Source organism: Enterobacter sp. 940_PEND, from assembly GCF_001059415.1.
GTDB lineage: Bacteria > Pseudomonadota > Gammaproteobacteria > Enterobacterales > Enterobacteriaceae > Enterobacter > Enterobacter cloacae_M.
This window is the reverse complement of record NZ_JUMS01000099.1, coordinates 26,648-41,456: the sequence shown is the minus strand read 5'-3', so window position 1 is coordinate 41,456 and position 14,809 is coordinate 26,648. Positions and strand designations below refer to the sequence as shown.

Here is a 14,809-nt window from a genome sequence, read left to right as displayed (position 1 = left end):
TCATTAGTCAGTCAATCACTTGTTTTCTAAGCGATCGAGGTAAGGATAGATGGAGATTGTGAATTAAAAAAGGGCATCCATTGATGCCCTTAACATTTATCCAAAACGCACGTCGCGCCCGTGTGGTTCTTCCAGGTTCTGCCACGGGCCGATGGAGATAATACCCGTCGGGTTGATGGTCTTGTGGCTGCGGAAATAGTGGGTGCGAATATGGTCGAAGTCGACCGTGTCGGCAATACCCGGCATCTGGTAGATGTCGCGCAGAAAACCATGCAGGTTCAGGTAGTCGCTGATGCGGTGCTTGTCGCACTTAAAGTGGGTGACATAGACCGGATCGAAGCGAACCAGCGTGGTCCACAGGCGAATGTCCGCTTCCGTCAGGCGATCGCCCGTCAGGTAGCGATGCTGGCCCAGGATCTGCTCCAGACGCTCAAGTGATTCAAACACCTTTCCGACCGCTTCGTCATACGCTTCCTGGCTGGTGGCGAAACCGGCCTTGTAGACACCGTTGTTAACGTTGTCGTAAATCCAGCTGTTCAGCTCGTCAATTTTCTCACGCAGCTCAGCCGGATAGTAATCTCCGGCACGGGCGCCGTGCGCGTCAAAGGCGGTATTGAACATGCGGATGATTTCCGCAGACTCATTGCTGACAATCGTCTGGTTTTTCTTGTCCCACAGCACCGGCACGGTAACGCGCCCGGTGTAGTGAGGATCGGCGCGCAGATAGAGCTGGTAAAGGAAATCGTGGTGGTAAAGATCGTCGCCGGTCGCCGCGGGGAAATCACTGTCAAACGTCCAGCCGTTTTCCAGCATCAGCGGGTTCACGACCGAAACCGGGATTAAGGATTCGAGACCTTTAAGCTTGCGCACAATCAGCGTGCGGTGTGCCCACGGGCAGGCAAGCGAAACATAAAGATGATAACGGTCTTTCTCAGCCGCGAAGCCGCCTTCGCCGCTCGGGCCGGGCGCGCCGTCGGCGGTCAGCCAGTTACGGAAGGCCGAAACTGAGCGCTTGAAGCGACCTCCGGTGGATTTGGTGTCATACCAGACATCCTGCCATACGCCGTCTACGAGTTGTCCCATTTTTTCTCCTCCGTCAGATAGCAAAAGCGAGGAGATGTCTCCTCGCTTTGTGTTCATTCAGTATAGCGTGCTTACCACTTCTTATTCAGAACGCGGTCGATGCTGTATGCACCCGGGCCGGTGACGGCCAGCAGCAGGAAGCCACCCGCGATGGTCAGGTTTTTCATGAACATCAGAGAGTTCACGCCTTCCGCAAAGTTGCTGTGGAAGATGAACGCAGTCAGCACGGTGAAGCCTGCGGTAAACAGCGCGGTGGTACGGGTCAGGAAGCCGAACAGTACCGCCAGGCCGCCGCCGAACTCAAGAAGAATGGTCAGCGGCAACAGGAACCCCGGAACGCCCATGGCTTCCATATACTGCTGGGTACCCGCATAACCGGTGATTTTTCCCCAACCTGCCACGATGAACAGAATTGGCATCAGAATACGCGCGACCAGTACACCAACATCTTCTAATTTTTTCATTTTACTCTCCAGGAAACCACATGAGCGGCTGAACATTATTTGTCTGCAATTCCGGGTAGATACCGCGGCGTTGCTGTCGATGGAGAGGATAATAAACGGGGCGGGTGGTAATTGTTAGCAAGGAAAACTGTCAATCTTCTTCAAAGATATTGAGTAAGGGGGCGTGCGCGCTGGTGCCTCACCCCAACCCTCTCCCACGGGGAGAGGGCGCAAAAACAAAAAACGGTAACCTGAGTTACCGTTTTGTATCACCGCAGCTGCTGCTGCCGCAAAGTGGCTTTCACCAGACGCCAGGCGCTCCAGGCGCCGAATCCACGACGTGCCCAGCGGATGAGCATATTTGGATGACGAACCGTCCAGATAGCCATCACGCTGCTGCCGACCAGCGCCCATGAGCGCAGGCTCAGGAAGGTGTTCCAGCCGCGGTCAAACCGTCGCGTCGCGTCAATCCAGTCGCGGCGGCTGGCAGACAGATCCAGCCGTTGCTGCTGGATCTGGCTTAACAGGTACGCTTTTCGCTTCTGACGTTCCGCTTTATCGCTCACGGCTTGTCATCCTCCAGCAGAGCGCGATCGTTCGCCAGCTCCTGACGCGTATGGCGCAGGAAAGTGGACTTGCGCGCTTTACGCAGCGTCCAGATACCGCCTATCAACGCGGCGACCAGCAGAACGACGGTGGTGGCAATCATCGCGTTAAGACGATACTGCGGATCGATGGCCCAGATGATTAATACCATCAGGCTCATCAGACCAAAGGCGGCGAAGAGCATGGTCAGCCCGAGCATCAGCAGCATCTGGAAGAGGTTCGCTTTCTCCTCTTCCAGTTCGACCACTGCCAGCCGGACGCGCGTTTCGGCAATCCCGACCAGCGTCGTTAAAATACGCTGGCCGATGCCGAGGACGTTGTTAGCAGGCCCTTGTGCGTGACGAGGATCTTCCATATCAACGACGCGTCAGAAGGACACCCAGTACCACACCCACTGCGGCACCAATCCCTACACCCGTCCATGGATTATCACGCACATATTCGTCCGCGCGGGCAGCCGCTTCGCGGGTCTGTTTCGCCAGCGCATCACCGGTTTCACCCAGGCGATAGCGGCTCTCTTTCAGCGCTTGCTCCGCCTTGCTGCGCAGCTTGCTGACCTCTTCTTTTGACTTGTCAGCAGAGGAGTTCAGCACCTCTTCAAGGGTATCGGCCAGGGATTTCAGTTCAGCGCGCAGATGTTCAGACGTCGTATCTTTTGACATGATTCTCTCTCCTGTTGAGATTTCCGTTAACTCAATAATCGCGAGCTTCCAGCGCTTTCAGGTCATCCTGCGCTTCTTTCAACTTCTTCTCGCGCTTGGCAATTTTTTCCGCATCTCCTTTCTCTTTCGCTTCCTGCAGGTCGCGACGGCGCTCGGCTATCTCGTCCTTCTGTTCAGCGATTTTCTTCTTGTGGTCGGCACGAAGCTTGCTGTCTGAACAGTTCGCTTTCACTTCGCTCAGCGCTTTTTTAAGACCATCAACACGGTGCTGATTGTTATGCTTTTCGGCATAACCGATCTCACGCTGAATATCCTGTTCTTTCTCCTGACAGAGAGAGTTTGCGAAGGATGCTGTGCTTAAAGAAAAAAGGGCCAGAGCCAGAGTCATGCGGAATTTCATTATCGAAACCTTCCATTGTGTTGCGGCGTTTGCCGCTATCCAAAGTTATGCGGAGTACATTGAGGGGTGCTCCGCGTACTTAAGCATAGTAAGTAAACGGGGGATTCACCAAAGTGAGTGAAAAGATTCGGAATCCTGGAAGTTATCCAAACCGATGCGACGTATCGCGAATCAATGACAGCCAGGCTGCAGGCTGGCTGTCATCTTCCTGCTGGGCAATGATATACCCGTGCGGCAGCGTACGATCGAGAACCACTTTCGCGGCGGCACTTTGCGCACGGGAATCAAACTTAATCAGTAAAACATCGTCCTGCGGGGTTATGCTCTTAAAGCGGATCCCGTTCGCATCCAGATGATGCCAGACAGAAAAACCGTCAGGCACGCTGGCGCCCTGGTTTACCGGGCGGATGGCCAGCGTCGATTCCTGATGCGAAAGCGCGCTCCATGCCAGCAGCATGGCGCTGAGGACGATCAGCGTAATCACGGCAACGGCAAAACGGCGCAGGGCGAGCGGTGAGATAACCATCGTTAGCCTCTGGCTCCGTATTTCTTCTTCCACAGGACAACCAGTGAGCCAATCAGGCCGAAGACCAGCAGAACCACAGGAAGCAGCATCAGGCAGGACATCAGCTGGTCTTCATATTTCATAAAGACCGGCGTTTTACCCAGCGCATAGCCCAGCGTCGTCAGAATAAGCACCCATAGCAGGCCGCTCATCCAGTTAAAGAACTGGAAGCGCGCGCTGCTCAACCCCGACAGACCGGCAATGGTCGGCAGCAGGGTGCGAACAAAGGCGATAAAGCGGCCAATCAGCAGCGCGGAAAGCCCGTGCTTATGGAAAAGATGGTGCGCCCGCTGGTGATAATGAGCAGGCAGATGCGAGAGCCAGTTCTGGACGATCCGGGTATTGCCCAGCCATCTTCCCTGGATATAGCTCACCCAGCAGCCGAGGCTGGCCGCCACGGTCAGTAATAAAATGGTGTGTGGAAACGCCATCGCCCCTTTGGCGCACAGCACGCCGACAAGCACCAGCAAACTGTCACCGGGCAGGAAGGCAGCAGGCAGCAAACCGTTCTCAAGGAACAGGATCATAAACAAGACGAAATAGAGCATGCCAATCATGGAAGGGTTGGCCAGCGTTTCAAAATCCTGCGCCCAGAGGGCATGCAGCAGTTGGGTCAAAAGTTCCATTCAGTGTTCCTGGAAATCGGTTAACGTCACGCCTGTTATCCGGGACAAACAGCACGGCGACGTTGTTGTGATTTCATTATGGTCGCTCGCGGACACATTGCGGTGTGGCCAACACTGTTCCCTGTTAATTGGCTGGTTAGCAAGCACTAACTTACAAAATAAGGAATTGAATCCAATTGTAACAAAGCCCAACGTTCTGCGTCACAGAATTTGCAGGGGTGAGTTGATTTTGGCGTAAGCCCAGGAAGTGAGCGAGGGGATTTACAAAGGCTGACACTATATATGTTTTGCTTACCCACTGAAGCCGGAAGGCGCAACGTAGCGCCTGCCAGCAGAAAGGTCATCTATTTTGCGGCACTGGAAGCCGTATCGAGATGAACAACCGGATTATCGGCAAAAAGATAGCGGTCAGCGTTAAATTCGAAGTCATCGCTGGTTTCGTTGAACAGCATCTGCTTGGTGTTTTCCAGGTGCTGCCACATCGCCAGCTTAGCGGCATGCGGATCTTTACGAATCAGCGCCTTAAGGATTTGGTCGTGATCGTCGCACCAGTTGTCAACGGTACGGGAATCGATATGGTCGTGCAGTTTTTTCCAGTACGGGTTGTGAACGCGCTGAGTCCACATTTTTTCTACGATAGCTGCCAGCGCCGTATTTTGGGTTGCCAGGGCGACCTGAACGTGGAACTGCAGATCCCACTCTGAATCGCGGAAACATTTTTCCTTACGGGCATTCTCCTGGATCTCCATCAGCTTCATGATGTCCTGCTTGGTCACCTGCGTCGCCGCAAACTCAGCAATATTACTTTCGATCAGCTGGCGAGCCTGGAGCAGCTCGAAGGGGCCATAGCTGGCGAATTCCAGACTTTCGTCCGCGACGGGAGAGTGTTTCGGCAGATTAGAAATCACGTGAATGCCGGAACCTTTGCGTACCTCAACGTAGCCTTCCACTTCCAGCATGATAATCGCTTCACGCACCACGGTGCGGCTGACGCTTTTTTCATCCGCGATAAAGCGCTCGGCGGGAAGTTTATCACCGACAAGATAGACCCCTTGCTCGATGCGATCTTTCAGCTCCGCAGCAAGTTGTTGATATAAACGACGTGGTTCGGTGATTTCCATATGCGCTCCAGGCAGGGTACGGCAGATGATTTGTTATACCACTTTTGCGTGCCACTCTCCAGATTTTGCCATTAAAAAAGCCGCCCGGAGGCGGCTTAGTTGAAACGTATTTTCGCTAACTCTGCGTAGCCGGTTTGCCAAGGGACTCTTTCGCCAGCTCCTCTGCCGATTTGCTTTTCAGCACCGTCCAGATAACCACTGCACCCATCAGGTCAAAGATCGCCAGCACCGCGAACAGCGGGCTGAAGCCGATGGTATCCGCCAGCGCGCCGACCACCAGTGCAAACATGGTGCTCGCGGTCCAGGCGGCCATGCCGGTCAGGCCGTTGGCGGTTGCCACTTCGTTACGACCAAAGACGTCAGACGAGAGCGTAATCAGCGCGCCGGACAGGGACTGGTGAGCAAAGCCACCGATGCACAGCAGGGCAATGGCGACGTACGGGCTGGTGAACAGGCCGATCATCCCCGGGCCAATCATCAGCAGCGCGCCCATGGTCACCACCATCTTACGGGAAACGATCAGGTTCACGCCAAACCAGCGCTGGAACAGCGGTGGCAGGTAGCCGCCCACGATACAGCCCAGGTCAGCGAACAGCATTGGCATCCAGGCGAACATCGCGATCTCTTTCAGGTTAAAGCCGTAGACTTTAAACATGAACAGGGGGATCCACGCGTTAAAGGTACCCCAGGCCGGTTCAGCCAGGAAGCGCGGCAGGGCGATACCCCAGAACTGACGGGTGCCCAGGATCTGCCAGACGGTCATTTTTTTGCCGTTGTTGGTCTGATGCTGCGCTTCCTGACCGCCAATGATGTATTCACGTTCTTCTTCAGACAGTTTTTTCTGATCGCGCGGGTGTTTATAGAAAACCAGCCACGCCATCGCCCAGGCAAAGCTCAGCACGCCTGAGATGATGAACGCCATCTGCCAGCTGTGCATCACGATGGCCCACACCACCAGCGGCGGCGCTATCATCGCCCCGATGGACGAGCCCACGTTGAAGTAGCCGACGGCAATGGAACGCTCTTTCGCCGGGAACCACTCGGAGCTGGCCTTCAGACCCGCCGGGATCATCGCGGCTTCCGCCGCACCGACCGCACCGCGCGCCAGCGCCAGTCCACCCCAGCTGCCTGCCAGCGCGGTTGCGCCGCAGAACACCGCCCAGGCGATGGCGAAGAAGGCATAACCGATTTTGGTACCGAGAATGTCCAGCACATAGCCCGCAACAGGCTGCATGATGGTATAAGCCGCGGAATAGGCAGCAATGATGTAGGAGTATTGCTGCGTGGAGATATGCAGCTCTTCCATCAACGTTGGCGCTGCTGCTGCCACCGTGTTACGCGTCAGGTAGCCCAGCACGGTGCCTAACGTCACCAGTGCGATCATATACCAACGTAACCCTTTAATTTTACGCATCTAAAACCTCATCGTTATGTTATTTCCGCGCCAGAGCACGGCAACCTCTCAACCGTTTCCGGGAGCAGTTGTGTAACGGGAGGGGCGTAACCAGGAGCATGTCCCGGAACGGCCCGAACCTTGCCATAAGTAAGCGTGCATAAGTCGGTATCCGTACCGTTAAACCCGATGTCTCTCACACCGGTAATGCATTCCGTCGGCTTATAGTTTGCGACGGCGAAAAGATAACTTGTCATACAGCTTTAAAAGGTGAGTGACATCACAAATGTATGATTCTTTGTGGGGACATTAATCGTCGCGCGCAAAGCCAGTACTGGCGGGGGTTGCAGAAGGGTTTACTTCATTGAGGGTAATTTATTTGTTGGCGTTTATTGATCTCACTCACGAAAAAAGCTTCGGTTGGTGGAAATTGGTGTGATAACTTTGCAGCATATGAACATACGCTTTTTGCGCTCCCGTAATGAGGAAGACGATAATGACGCCGTTTATGACCGAAGACTTTCTGTTAGATACCGAATTTGCCCGCCGCCTGTACCACGACTACGCAAAAGACCAGCCGATTTTCGACTACCACTGCCATTTACCGCCGCAGCAGGTTGCCGAAAATTATCGCTTCAAAAACCTGTATGACATCTGGCTGAAGGGTGACCACTACAAATGGCGTGCCATGCGCACCAACGGCGTGGCTGAGCGCCTGTGTACCGGCGATGCGACCGACCGCGAGAAGTTTGACGCCTGGGCGGCGACCGTTCCGCACACCATCGGCAACCCGCTTTACCACTGGACCCATCTTGAGCTCCGCCGTCCGTTTGGCATCACCGGCAAGTTGCTTTCCCCAACGACCGCGGATGAAATTTGGGATCGCTGCAACGCGCTGCTGGCGCAGGATAACTTCTCCGCGCGCGGCATCATGAAGCAGATGAACGTGAAGATGGTGGGCACCACCGACGATCCGATCGACTCTCTGGAGCATCATGCCGTTGTCGCCAAAGACACCTCTTTCGATATCAAAGTGCTGCCAAGCTGGCGTCCGGACAAAGCCTTCAACATTGAGCAGGCCACCTTCACCGACTACATGGCGAAGCTGGCGGAAGTGTCGGATACCGACATCCGTCGTTTCGCTGACCTGCAAATCGCGCTGACCAAACGTCTGGATCACTTCGCCGCGCACGGCTGCAAAGTGTCTGACCACGCGCTGGACGTGGTGCTGTTTGCGGAATCAAACGAAGCCGAGCTGGACAGCATTCTGGCGCGTCGTCTCTCCGGCGAAGGCTTAAGCGAGCACGAAGTGGCGCAGTTTAAAACGGCGGTGCTGGTATTCCTCGGTGCGGAATACGCGCGTCGCGGCTGGGTACAGCAGTACCACATCGGCGCGCTGCGCAATAACAACCAGCGCCAGTTCAAACTGATCGGCGCTGACGTGGGCTTCGACTCCATCAACGATCGTCCGCTGGCGGAAGAGCTGTCAAAACTGCTGAGCAAACAGAACGAACAAAACCTGCTGCCAAAAACCATCCTGTACTGCCTGAACCCGCGCGATAACGAAGTGCTGGGTACCATGGTCGGCAACTTCCAGGGCGAAGGGATGCCGGGCAAGATGCAGTTCGGTTCCGGCTGGTGGTTCAACGATCAGAAAGACGGCATGGAGCGTCAGATGACGCAGCTCGCGCAGCTGGGCCTGCTGAGCCGCTTTGTCGGCATGCTGACCGACAGCCGCAGCTTCCTGTCCTATACCCGTCATGAATATTTCCGCCGCATTCTGTGCCAGATGATTGGCCGCTGGGTGCACGCAGGCGAAGCGCCAGCGGATATCCAGCTGCTGGGCGAAATGGTGAGAAACATCTGCTTTAACAATGCGCGTGACTACTTCGCCATTGAACTGAACTAAGGCCGTTTGAGGTTGATATGCAATACATCAAAATCCATTCGCTGGATAACGTGGCCGTCGCGCTGACGGATCTCGGTGAAGGCGACGTGGTGACCGTGGATAACCAGAGCGTCACCCTGCGTCAGGCGATCGTTCGTGGACATAAGTTTGCCCTGATCCCCATTGCGAAAGGGGAGAACGTGGTGAAGTACGGTTTGCCCATCGGCCATGCGCTGGCGGATATTGCGCCGGGTGAATACATTCACTCACACAATACCCGCACCAATCTGAGCGATCTGGACGAGTACAGCTATCAACCTGATTTACCCGCAGAAGAACGTCAGGCGGCGGATCGTGAGGTGCAGATCTACCGTCGCGCCAGCGGCGACGTGGGGATCCGCAACGAGCTGTGGATCCTCCCGACCGTCGGCTGCGTCAACGGGATTGCGCGTCAGATCCAGACTCGCTTCCTGAAAGAGACCAACGATGCCGAAGGGACTGACGGTGTGCATCTGTTCAGCCACACCTACGGCTGTTCCCAGCTCGGTGACGACCACATTAACACCCGCACCATGCTGCAGAACATGGTGCGTCACCCGAACGCGGGCGCGGTGCTGGTGATTGGCCTGGGCTGCGAGAACAATCAGGTGGACGCCTTCCGCGACACGCTGGGCGAGTTCGATCCTGAGCGCGTGCATTTTATGGTGTGCCAGCATCAGGACGACGAAGTTGAAGCGGGCGTTGAGCAGCTTCACCAGCTTTATGAGGTGATGCGCCACGACAGGCGCGAGCCGGGCAAGCTGAGCGAGCTGAAGTTTGGGCTGGAGTGCGGCGGGTCTGATGGCCTTTCCGGTATTACTGCCAATCCGATGCTGGGCCGCTTCTCGGATTACGTGATTGCCAACGGCGGCACGACGGTATTGACCGAAGTGCCGGAAATGTTCGGCGCGGAGCGTATTCTGATGAGCCACTGCCGCGACGAAGAGACCTTTGAGAAGACCGTCACCATGGTGAACGACTTCAAACAGTACTTCATCGCCCACAATCAGCCGATTTACGAAAATCCATCGCCGGGCAACAAAGCGGGTGGGATCACCACGCTGGAAGAGAAATCCCTCGGCTGCACTCAGAAAGCGGGCGCGAGCCAGGTGGTTGACGTGCTGCGCTACGGCGAGCGCCTGAAAACCCACGGTCTGAATCTGCTGAGCGCGCCGGGCAACGATGCGGTCGCCACCAGCGCGTTGGCGGGTGCCGGCTGCCATATGGTGCTGTTCAGTACCGGTCGCGGTACGCCGTACGGCGGTTTTGTGCCGACGGTGAAAATCGCCACCAACAGCGAGCTGGCGGCAAAGAAAAAGCACTGGATCGACTTTGATGCGGGCCAGCTGATTCACGGCAAAGCCATGCCGCAGCTGCTGACGGAATTCGTGGATACTATCGTGGAATTTGCTAACGGCAAGCAGACCTGTAACGAAAAGAACGACTTCCGCGAGCTGGCGATCTTTAAGAGTGGTGTGACGCTTTAATCGGTGCGGCCTGATGCCCTCACCCTGACCCTCTCCCACGGCGAGAGTGTACAAACACTAAAAACGGCAACCGTTGGTTGCCGTTTTGCATTTACCCTGTAGGCCCGGTAAGGCGTAGCCGCCACCGGGCTTTTGTTTTTAACTGCGCAGGGCATTCTTCGCTAAACGCGCGTCTTCCGCCTGACAGGCCGCTGCGGTAAAAAGCACGTCGGTAGAGGAGTTCAGCGCGGTTTCGCAGGAGTCCTGCAGCACGCCGATGATAAAGCCGACGGCCACAACCTGCATCGCAATCTCGTTCGGGATGCCGAACATATTACACGCCAGCGGGATCAGCAGCAGCGAACCGCCCGCCACGCCGGATGCGCCACAGGCACACAGTGATGCCACCACGCTCAGCAGCAGCGCGGTTGGCAGATCCACCGGAATGCCCAGCGTATGCACCGCCGCCAGGGTCAGAACGGTAATGGTGATTGCCGCGCCCGCCATGTTCACGGTTGCGCCCAGTGGGATCGACACGGAATAGGTATCGCGGTCCAGGTTCAGCTTCTCCGCCAGCGCCATGTTAACCGGAATGTTCGCCGCAGAGCTGCGGGTGAAAAAGGCATACACGCCGCTCTCGCGCAGGCAGGTCAGCACCAGCGGATACGGGTTGCGGCGGATCTGCCAGAACACCAGCAGCGGGTTGATCACCAGCGCCACCAGCAGCATACAGCCGACCAGCACAACCAGCAGCTGCGCGTAGCCCCACAGCGCGTCGAAACCGGTGGTTGCAAGCGTAGAGGAGACCAGCCCGAAAATACCGATTGGCGCAAAGCGAATCACCAGCTTCACCATAAAGGTCACGGCATTGGACAGATCGTTGACCAGGTTTTTCGTGGTCTCGTTACCATGACGCAGCGCGAAGCCCAGACCAATCGCCCAGACCAGGATGCCAATGTAGTTTCCGCTCATCAGCGCGGTGATGGGGTTAGAAACCATGCTCATCAGCAGTCCGCGCAGCACTTCGACAATGCCGGATGGCGGCGTGATGTCACCGGCCGCGCTGGTCAGGTGCAGCGTGGACGGGAACAGGAAGCTGAACACCACGGCCGTTAAGGCCGCCGAGAAGGTTCCCAGCAGATACAGGAACAAAATAGGGCGAATGTTGGTTTTTTGTCCGTGCTGGTGGTTGGCAATCGACGCCATGACCAGCATCAGAACCAGTACCGGTGCTACGGCCTTCAGCGCGCCAACGAAAAGGGTCCCGAGCAGCCCCGTGGCCTCCGCCGCAGGTTTTGACACCATCGCCAGCAGAATACCCAGCACCAGCCCGACCAGAATTTGTTTAACGAGGCTGCCCTGCGCCAGGCGCGCGAACAGTCCGCTTGATTGTGTGCTCATACGTATTTCCTGAGTGAAATTGCGTTCCATCCCGGATGTGCTCTTAGTCACATTTATGTCCGGATGTAAGTAAATGTTTGCCTGGTCGAGTATAGGGAATGCGCGAAAGGAAGGAAGCGTAAAATGCTGGATTTTACGTGTTGCGTCATGTTTTTTAACTATTGATTAACGAAAGTGCCGGGTGGCGCTACGCTTACCCGGCCTACATTGCATTTCCCCCTCTCCCAGTGGGAGAGGGGTCGGGGGTGGGGGCATCAGCCCTTTTATTCCACCTGCTGCTTCTTATCGTGCTGGCGGTTAACCCAGGTATTGATAATCAGCGTCACGATCAGAATGCCAAACACCACGCCGAGCGAAATGGCGATCGGGATATGGTAGAAATCGACGATCAGCATCTTGATACCGATAAACACCAGGATCACCGACAGACCGTACTTCAGCATTGAGAAGCGCTCCGCCGCGCCCGCCAGCAGGAAGTACATCGCACGCAGGCCGAGAATGGCGAAGAGGTTAGACGTCAGGACGATGAACGGGTCGGTGGTCACCGCGAAGATCGCCGGAATGCTGTCCACCGCGAAAATCACGTCGCTCAGCTCAACCAGAATCAGCACCAGCAGCAGCGGGGTGGCAAACAGAAGGCCGTTCTTGCGCACGAAGAAGTGCTCGCTCTCGATCTTGTCGGTCATGCGCAGATGACCGCGGATCCACTTCACCAGCGGGCGATCGCCAATCGCGGAGCCGTCCTCTTTCGCCAACGCCATTTTGACCCCGGTGAACAGCAGAAACGCGCCGAAGACGTACAGCAGCCATTCGAACTGGGTAATCAGCCAGCTGCCGGCGAAGATCATGATGGTACGCAGAATGATCGCCCCCAGCACGCCGTATACCAGCACGCGGCGCTGCAGGGCCGCAGGCACGGCGAAATAGCTGAACAGCATCAGCCAGACGAAGACGTTATCCACCGCCAGGGCTTTTTCAATCAGATAGCCGGTGAGGAAGGCGAGTGCCTGAGGATCGGCCACCGCGCGGCCTTCGGTCGAGGCCAGATACCACCAGAAGGCGGCACAGAAAAGCAGGGAGAGGGTGACCCACACCAGCGACCAGGCCGCAGCCTGTTTCATGGTCATGCCGTGCGCGCCGCGACGCCCCTGCAAAAAGAGGTCGATCGCCAGCATGATGAGCACGACAACCGCGAATCCGCCCCACAACATTGGAGTGCCGACAGAATGCATACTATTTTCCTTACACATAAAAAACAAAAACGGCCATGGTCAGAAGACGATAGCCGTTAGCTTTTTATGCATAGACCTCGCCTTCCGGCAAGGTCTCACTTACAACCACGAAGGTTGCCCGGCGACCGGATGCGGTATTGCACGCATCGTAATGACGATCCACCGACGAAGAAGTTACTCCCCTTTGCAGGTAACAAAATATGTCAGACCATTGGTTTCGTCAATGGTCTGCGCCGTTTCATTACACAGCTTTACGCGATAGCTTCCGCGCTCACGCCGTCAGCCGGGAACACCACGCCTGTCTGACGGCGGATCTCCGTTTGCAGCTTCGCCGTGGTGCGGCTCACCGCAAGGCCTGGGTGATTCACTTCGTTGTCTTCCACCAGACGGGCGAAGACCTCTGCCTCATAGAGCATAGTGTTAATATGCTGAGGCTGCGTCAGCTCCTGCGCTTTGCCGCCGCGCGGCACAAAGCTCACCTTCTGGCATTCGGAGATCTTCTCGATAACCAGCGAGCCCGCTTCGCCCTGAATTTCGCTCGGCAGCGCGGAATCGCTCACCTTGGAGTGCTGCAGCGTGACGCTGAAATCACCGTAATCCAGCACCGCTACACCGTGTGCATCCACGCCGCTCTCCAGCAGGCTGGCGGTGGCCGTCACGCCATGCGGCTCGCCCCACAGGGCCACGGCAGAGGCCAGGCAGTAGAAACCTATGTCCATAATCGAGCCGTTAGAGAAGGCCGGATTAAAGGTGTTCGGGTTCTCGCCGTCGAGATAGCGCTGGTAGCGCGACGAGTACTGGCAGTAGTTGATGAAGGCTTTACGCACTTTGCCAATTTTCGGCAGTGACTGCTGCAGCAACAGGAAATTCGGCAGGCTGGCGGTTTTGAAGGCTTCGAACAGCACCACCTGGTTTTCGCGGGCAAGCGCAATGGCCGCTTCGACTTCCTGGATATTCGACGCCAGCGGCTTCTCGCAAATCACATGCTTTTTATGGCTGAGGAACAGCTTCGTTTGCGGGAAGTGCAGGGAGTTCGGGCTGGCGATATACACCGCGTCAATGGCGTCGCTTTGCGCCATGTCATCAAGCGAGGTGAAGAGATGCTCAACGAGGTAATCGTTGGCAAAAATCTGCGCCTGCTCAAGGCTGCGGGAATAGACTGCGGTAAGTTTCAGTTTGCCGGTTTCGTGGGCGGCGTCGACGAACTGGCGCGTGATCCAGTTCGTTCCAATGACTGCGAAACGTATCATAAACGTTTACGTACTCCGTAGCGGGGAACCTTTAGCCACTGTAGCACGTCATCATGACAATTCGCGTGCGCTATTCCGCATTACCATTTAACGATAAATGCGTAAGCCACAGCCGGGTATCAAACTCCAGCTGATGGTACTGCGGCTCCATGTGGCAGCACAGGGAATAGAACGCTTTGTCGTGCTCTTTCTCCTTCAGGTGCGCCAGCTCGTGGACGACGATCATCCGCAGAAAGGCTTCCGGCGCGTTACGGAAAACCGTCGCGACGCGGATTTCGGCCTTCGCCTTCAGCTTGCCGCCCTGTACGCGGGAGACGGCGGTGTGCAGGCCGAGCGCGTTTTTCAGCACGTGGATCTTGTTGTCATACATCACCTTGTTGATCGGCGGCGCGCTCTTCAGATACCTGCTTTTCAGATCCTGCGTATACTGCCAGAGGGCCTTATCGGTCGCGAAATCGTGGGTGCCGGGATAGCGTTTTTCCAGCACCGCGCCGAGCTTCTGCTCGGCAATCAGGCTGCGAACCTGAGTCAGTAAATGCTCCGGATAGCCCTGGAGATAAGTAAGTTGGTTCATCAACGCCCCAAATCGACAGTAAAACGGGTATACTCACGCACCCTTTTCAGGGATACGCCA

The 14,809-nt window shown here is 56.1% G+C and carries 16 protein-coding genes; 2 read left to right on the top strand and 14 right to left on the bottom strand.

All coding sequences use genetic code 11. The features are described 5' to 3' along the window. Nucleotides 1–96 precede the first annotated feature (96 nt). The 10 genes from ADJ24_RS14370 to ADJ24_RS14325 all read right to left on the bottom strand — a co-directional run bounded on the left by ADJ24_RS14370 (nt 97) and on the right by ADJ24_RS14325 (nt 6,920). Nucleotides 97–1,083 carry a glutathione S-transferase family protein gene (locus ADJ24_RS14370; protein WP_023309293.1) on the bottom strand — a complete coding sequence of 329 codons (987 nt, stop codon included), beginning with the start codon at nt 1,081–1,083 and terminating at the stop codon, nt 97–99. Between the two features lie 71 nt (nt 1,084–1,154). Then, nucleotides 1,155–1,547, bottom strand: a complete 393-nt coding sequence (locus ADJ24_RS14365; protein ID WP_023309292.1) for a DoxX family protein — start codon at nt 1,545–1,547, stop codon at nt 1,155–1,157. 248 nt (nt 1,548–1,795) lie between these two features. Beyond that, nucleotides 1,796–2,092, bottom strand: coding sequence for a YqjK-like family protein (locus ADJ24_RS14360; protein ID WP_014885330.1), 297 nt, complete (start codon nt 2,090–2,092; stop codon nt 1,796–1,798). Further along, the gene (locus tag ADJ24_RS14355) at nt 2,089–2,487 is read right to left on the bottom strand and encodes a phage holin family protein (RefSeq protein WP_014885329.1); all 399 of its coding nucleotides are present in this window, start codon (nt 2,485–2,487) and stop codon (nt 2,089–2,091) included. The genes ADJ24_RS14360 and ADJ24_RS14355 overlap by 4 nt, the downstream gene beginning before the upstream one ends. Nucleotide 2,488: 1 nt before the next feature. After that, entirely contained in the window at nt 2,489–2,794 is a 306-nt protein-coding gene (locus ADJ24_RS14350) for a DUF883 family protein (protein WP_008503141.1), read from the bottom strand. Between the two features lie 31 nt (nt 2,795–2,825). After that, nucleotides 2,826–3,194, bottom strand: a complete 369-nt coding sequence (locus tag ADJ24_RS14345; RefSeq protein ID WP_023309291.1) for a DUF1090 domain-containing protein — start codon at nt 3,192–3,194, stop codon at nt 2,826–2,828. Nucleotides 3,195–3,336: 142 nt separating this feature from the next. Continuing rightward, on the bottom strand, nt 3,337–3,720 hold the full coding sequence (mzrA, locus tag ADJ24_RS14340) for an EnvZ/OmpR regulon moderator MzrA (RefSeq protein WP_023309290.1): 384 nt from the start codon (nt 3,718–3,720) through the stop codon (nt 3,337–3,339). 2 nt (nt 3,721–3,722) lie between these two features. After that, entirely contained in the window at nt 3,723–4,385 is a 663-nt protein-coding gene (gene yqjA, locus ADJ24_RS14335) for a DedA family general envelope maintenance protein YqjA (protein ID WP_023309289.1), read from the bottom strand. 344 nt (nt 4,386–4,729) lie between these two features. Beyond that, nucleotides 4,730–5,506, bottom strand: a complete 777-nt coding sequence (gene exuR, locus ADJ24_RS14330) for a transcriptional regulator ExuR (protein ID WP_023309288.1) — start codon at nt 5,504–5,506, stop codon at nt 4,730–4,732. Nucleotides 5,507–5,621: 115 nt separating this feature from the next. Next, entirely contained in the window at nt 5,622–6,920 is a 1,299-nt protein-coding gene (locus ADJ24_RS14325; RefSeq protein ID WP_023309287.1) for an MFS transporter, read from the bottom strand. Nucleotides 6,921–7,395: 475 nt separating this feature from the next. Between ADJ24_RS14325 and uxaC the strand changes: the two genes are divergently transcribed. Beyond that, nucleotides 7,396–8,808 (top strand): glucuronate isomerase, encoded by a 1,413-nt coding sequence (gene uxaC / locus ADJ24_RS14320; RefSeq protein WP_023309286.1) that lies wholly within the window; start codon nt 7,396–7,398, stop codon nt 8,806–8,808. A gap of 17 nt (nt 8,809–8,825) precedes the next feature. Then, nucleotides 8,826–10,313: a UxaA family hydrolase gene (locus ADJ24_RS14315; RefSeq protein WP_023309285.1), complete on the top strand. Its 1,488-nt coding sequence runs from the start codon at nt 8,826–8,828 to the stop codon at nt 10,311–10,313. A 138-nt stretch (nt 10,314–10,451) separates the two neighbouring features. On the opposite strand, the gene sstT is transcribed toward ADJ24_RS14315, so the two are convergent. The 4 genes from sstT to ADJ24_RS14295 all read right to left on the bottom strand — a co-directional run bounded on the left by sstT (nt 10,452) and on the right by ADJ24_RS14295 (nt 14,749). After that, the gene (gene sstT, locus ADJ24_RS14310) at nt 10,452–11,693 is read right to left on the bottom strand and encodes a serine/threonine transporter SstT (protein ID WP_023309284.1); all 1,242 of its coding nucleotides are present in this window, start codon (nt 11,691–11,693) and stop codon (nt 10,452–10,454) included. Nucleotides 11,694–11,956: 263 nt separating this feature from the next. Continuing rightward, a complete protein-coding gene (locus ADJ24_RS14305) occupies nt 11,957–12,925 on the bottom strand; it encodes a TerC family protein (protein WP_023309283.1) in 969 nt (322 codons plus the stop codon). A gap of 251 nt (nt 12,926–13,176) precedes the next feature. Then, a complete protein-coding gene (locus ADJ24_RS14300) occupies nt 13,177–14,175 on the bottom strand; it encodes a Gfo/Idh/MocA family protein (RefSeq protein ID WP_023309282.1) in 999 nt (332 codons plus the stop codon). A 70-nt stretch (nt 14,176–14,245) separates the two neighbouring features. After that, nucleotides 14,246–14,749: a YgjP-like metallopeptidase domain-containing protein gene (locus ADJ24_RS14295; protein ID WP_023309281.1), complete on the bottom strand. Its 504-nt coding sequence runs from the start codon at nt 14,747–14,749 to the stop codon at nt 14,246–14,248. Between the last annotated feature and the right edge of the window lie 60 nt (nt 14,750–14,809).

What these genes read in the sequence shown, in the direction of transcription:
- ADJ24_RS14370 (WP_023309293.1), bottom strand. Translation starts at nt 1,083, where the DNA reads ATGGGACAACTCGTAGACGGCGTATGGCAGGATGTCTGGTATGACACC.
- ADJ24_RS14365 (WP_023309292.1), bottom strand. Translation starts at nt 1,547, where the DNA reads ATGAAAAAATTAGAAGATGTTGGTGTACTGGTCGCGCGTATTCTGATG.
- ADJ24_RS14355 (WP_014885329.1), bottom strand. Translation starts at nt 2,487, where the DNA reads ATGGAAGATCCTCGTCACGCACAAGGGCCTGCTAACAACGTCCTCGGC.
- ADJ24_RS14350 (WP_008503141.1), bottom strand. Translation starts at nt 2,794, where the DNA reads ATGTCAAAAGATACGACGTCTGAACATCTGCGCGCTGAACTGAAATCC.
- ADJ24_RS14345 (WP_023309291.1), bottom strand. Translation starts at nt 3,194, where the DNA reads ATGAAATTCCGCATGACTCTGGCTCTGGCCCTTTTTTCTTTAAGCACA.
- mzrA (WP_023309290.1), bottom strand. Translation starts at nt 3,720, where the DNA reads ATGGTTATCTCACCGCTCGCCCTGCGCCGTTTTGCCGTTGCCGTGATT.
- yqjA (WP_023309289.1), bottom strand. Translation starts at nt 4,385, where the DNA reads ATGGAACTTTTGACCCAACTGCTGCATGCCCTCTGGGCGCAGGATTTT.
- exuR (WP_023309288.1), bottom strand. Translation starts at nt 5,506, where the DNA reads ATGGAAATCACCGAACCACGTCGTTTATATCAACAACTTGCTGCGGAG.
- ADJ24_RS14325 (WP_023309287.1), bottom strand. Translation starts at nt 6,920, where the DNA reads ATGCGTAAAATTAAAGGGTTACGTTGGTATATGATCGCACTGGTGACG.
- uxaC (WP_023309286.1), top strand. Translation starts at nt 7,396, where the DNA reads ATGACGCCGTTTATGACCGAAGACTTTCTGTTAGATACCGAATTTGCC.
- ADJ24_RS14315 (WP_023309285.1), top strand. Translation starts at nt 8,826, where the DNA reads ATGCAATACATCAAAATCCATTCGCTGGATAACGTGGCCGTCGCGCTG.
- sstT (WP_023309284.1), bottom strand. Translation starts at nt 11,693, where the DNA reads ATGAGCACACAATCAAGCGGACTGTTCGCGCGCCTGGCGCAGGGCAGC.
- ADJ24_RS14305 (WP_023309283.1), bottom strand. Translation starts at nt 12,925, where the DNA reads ATGCATTCTGTCGGCACTCCAATGTTGTGGGGCGGATTCGCGGTTGTC.
- ADJ24_RS14300 (WP_023309282.1), bottom strand. Translation starts at nt 14,175, where the DNA reads ATGATACGTTTCGCAGTCATTGGAACGAACTGGATCACGCGCCAGTTC.
- ADJ24_RS14295 (WP_023309281.1), bottom strand. Translation starts at nt 14,749, where the DNA reads ATGAACCAACTTACTTATCTCCAGGGCTATCCGGAGCATTTACTGACT.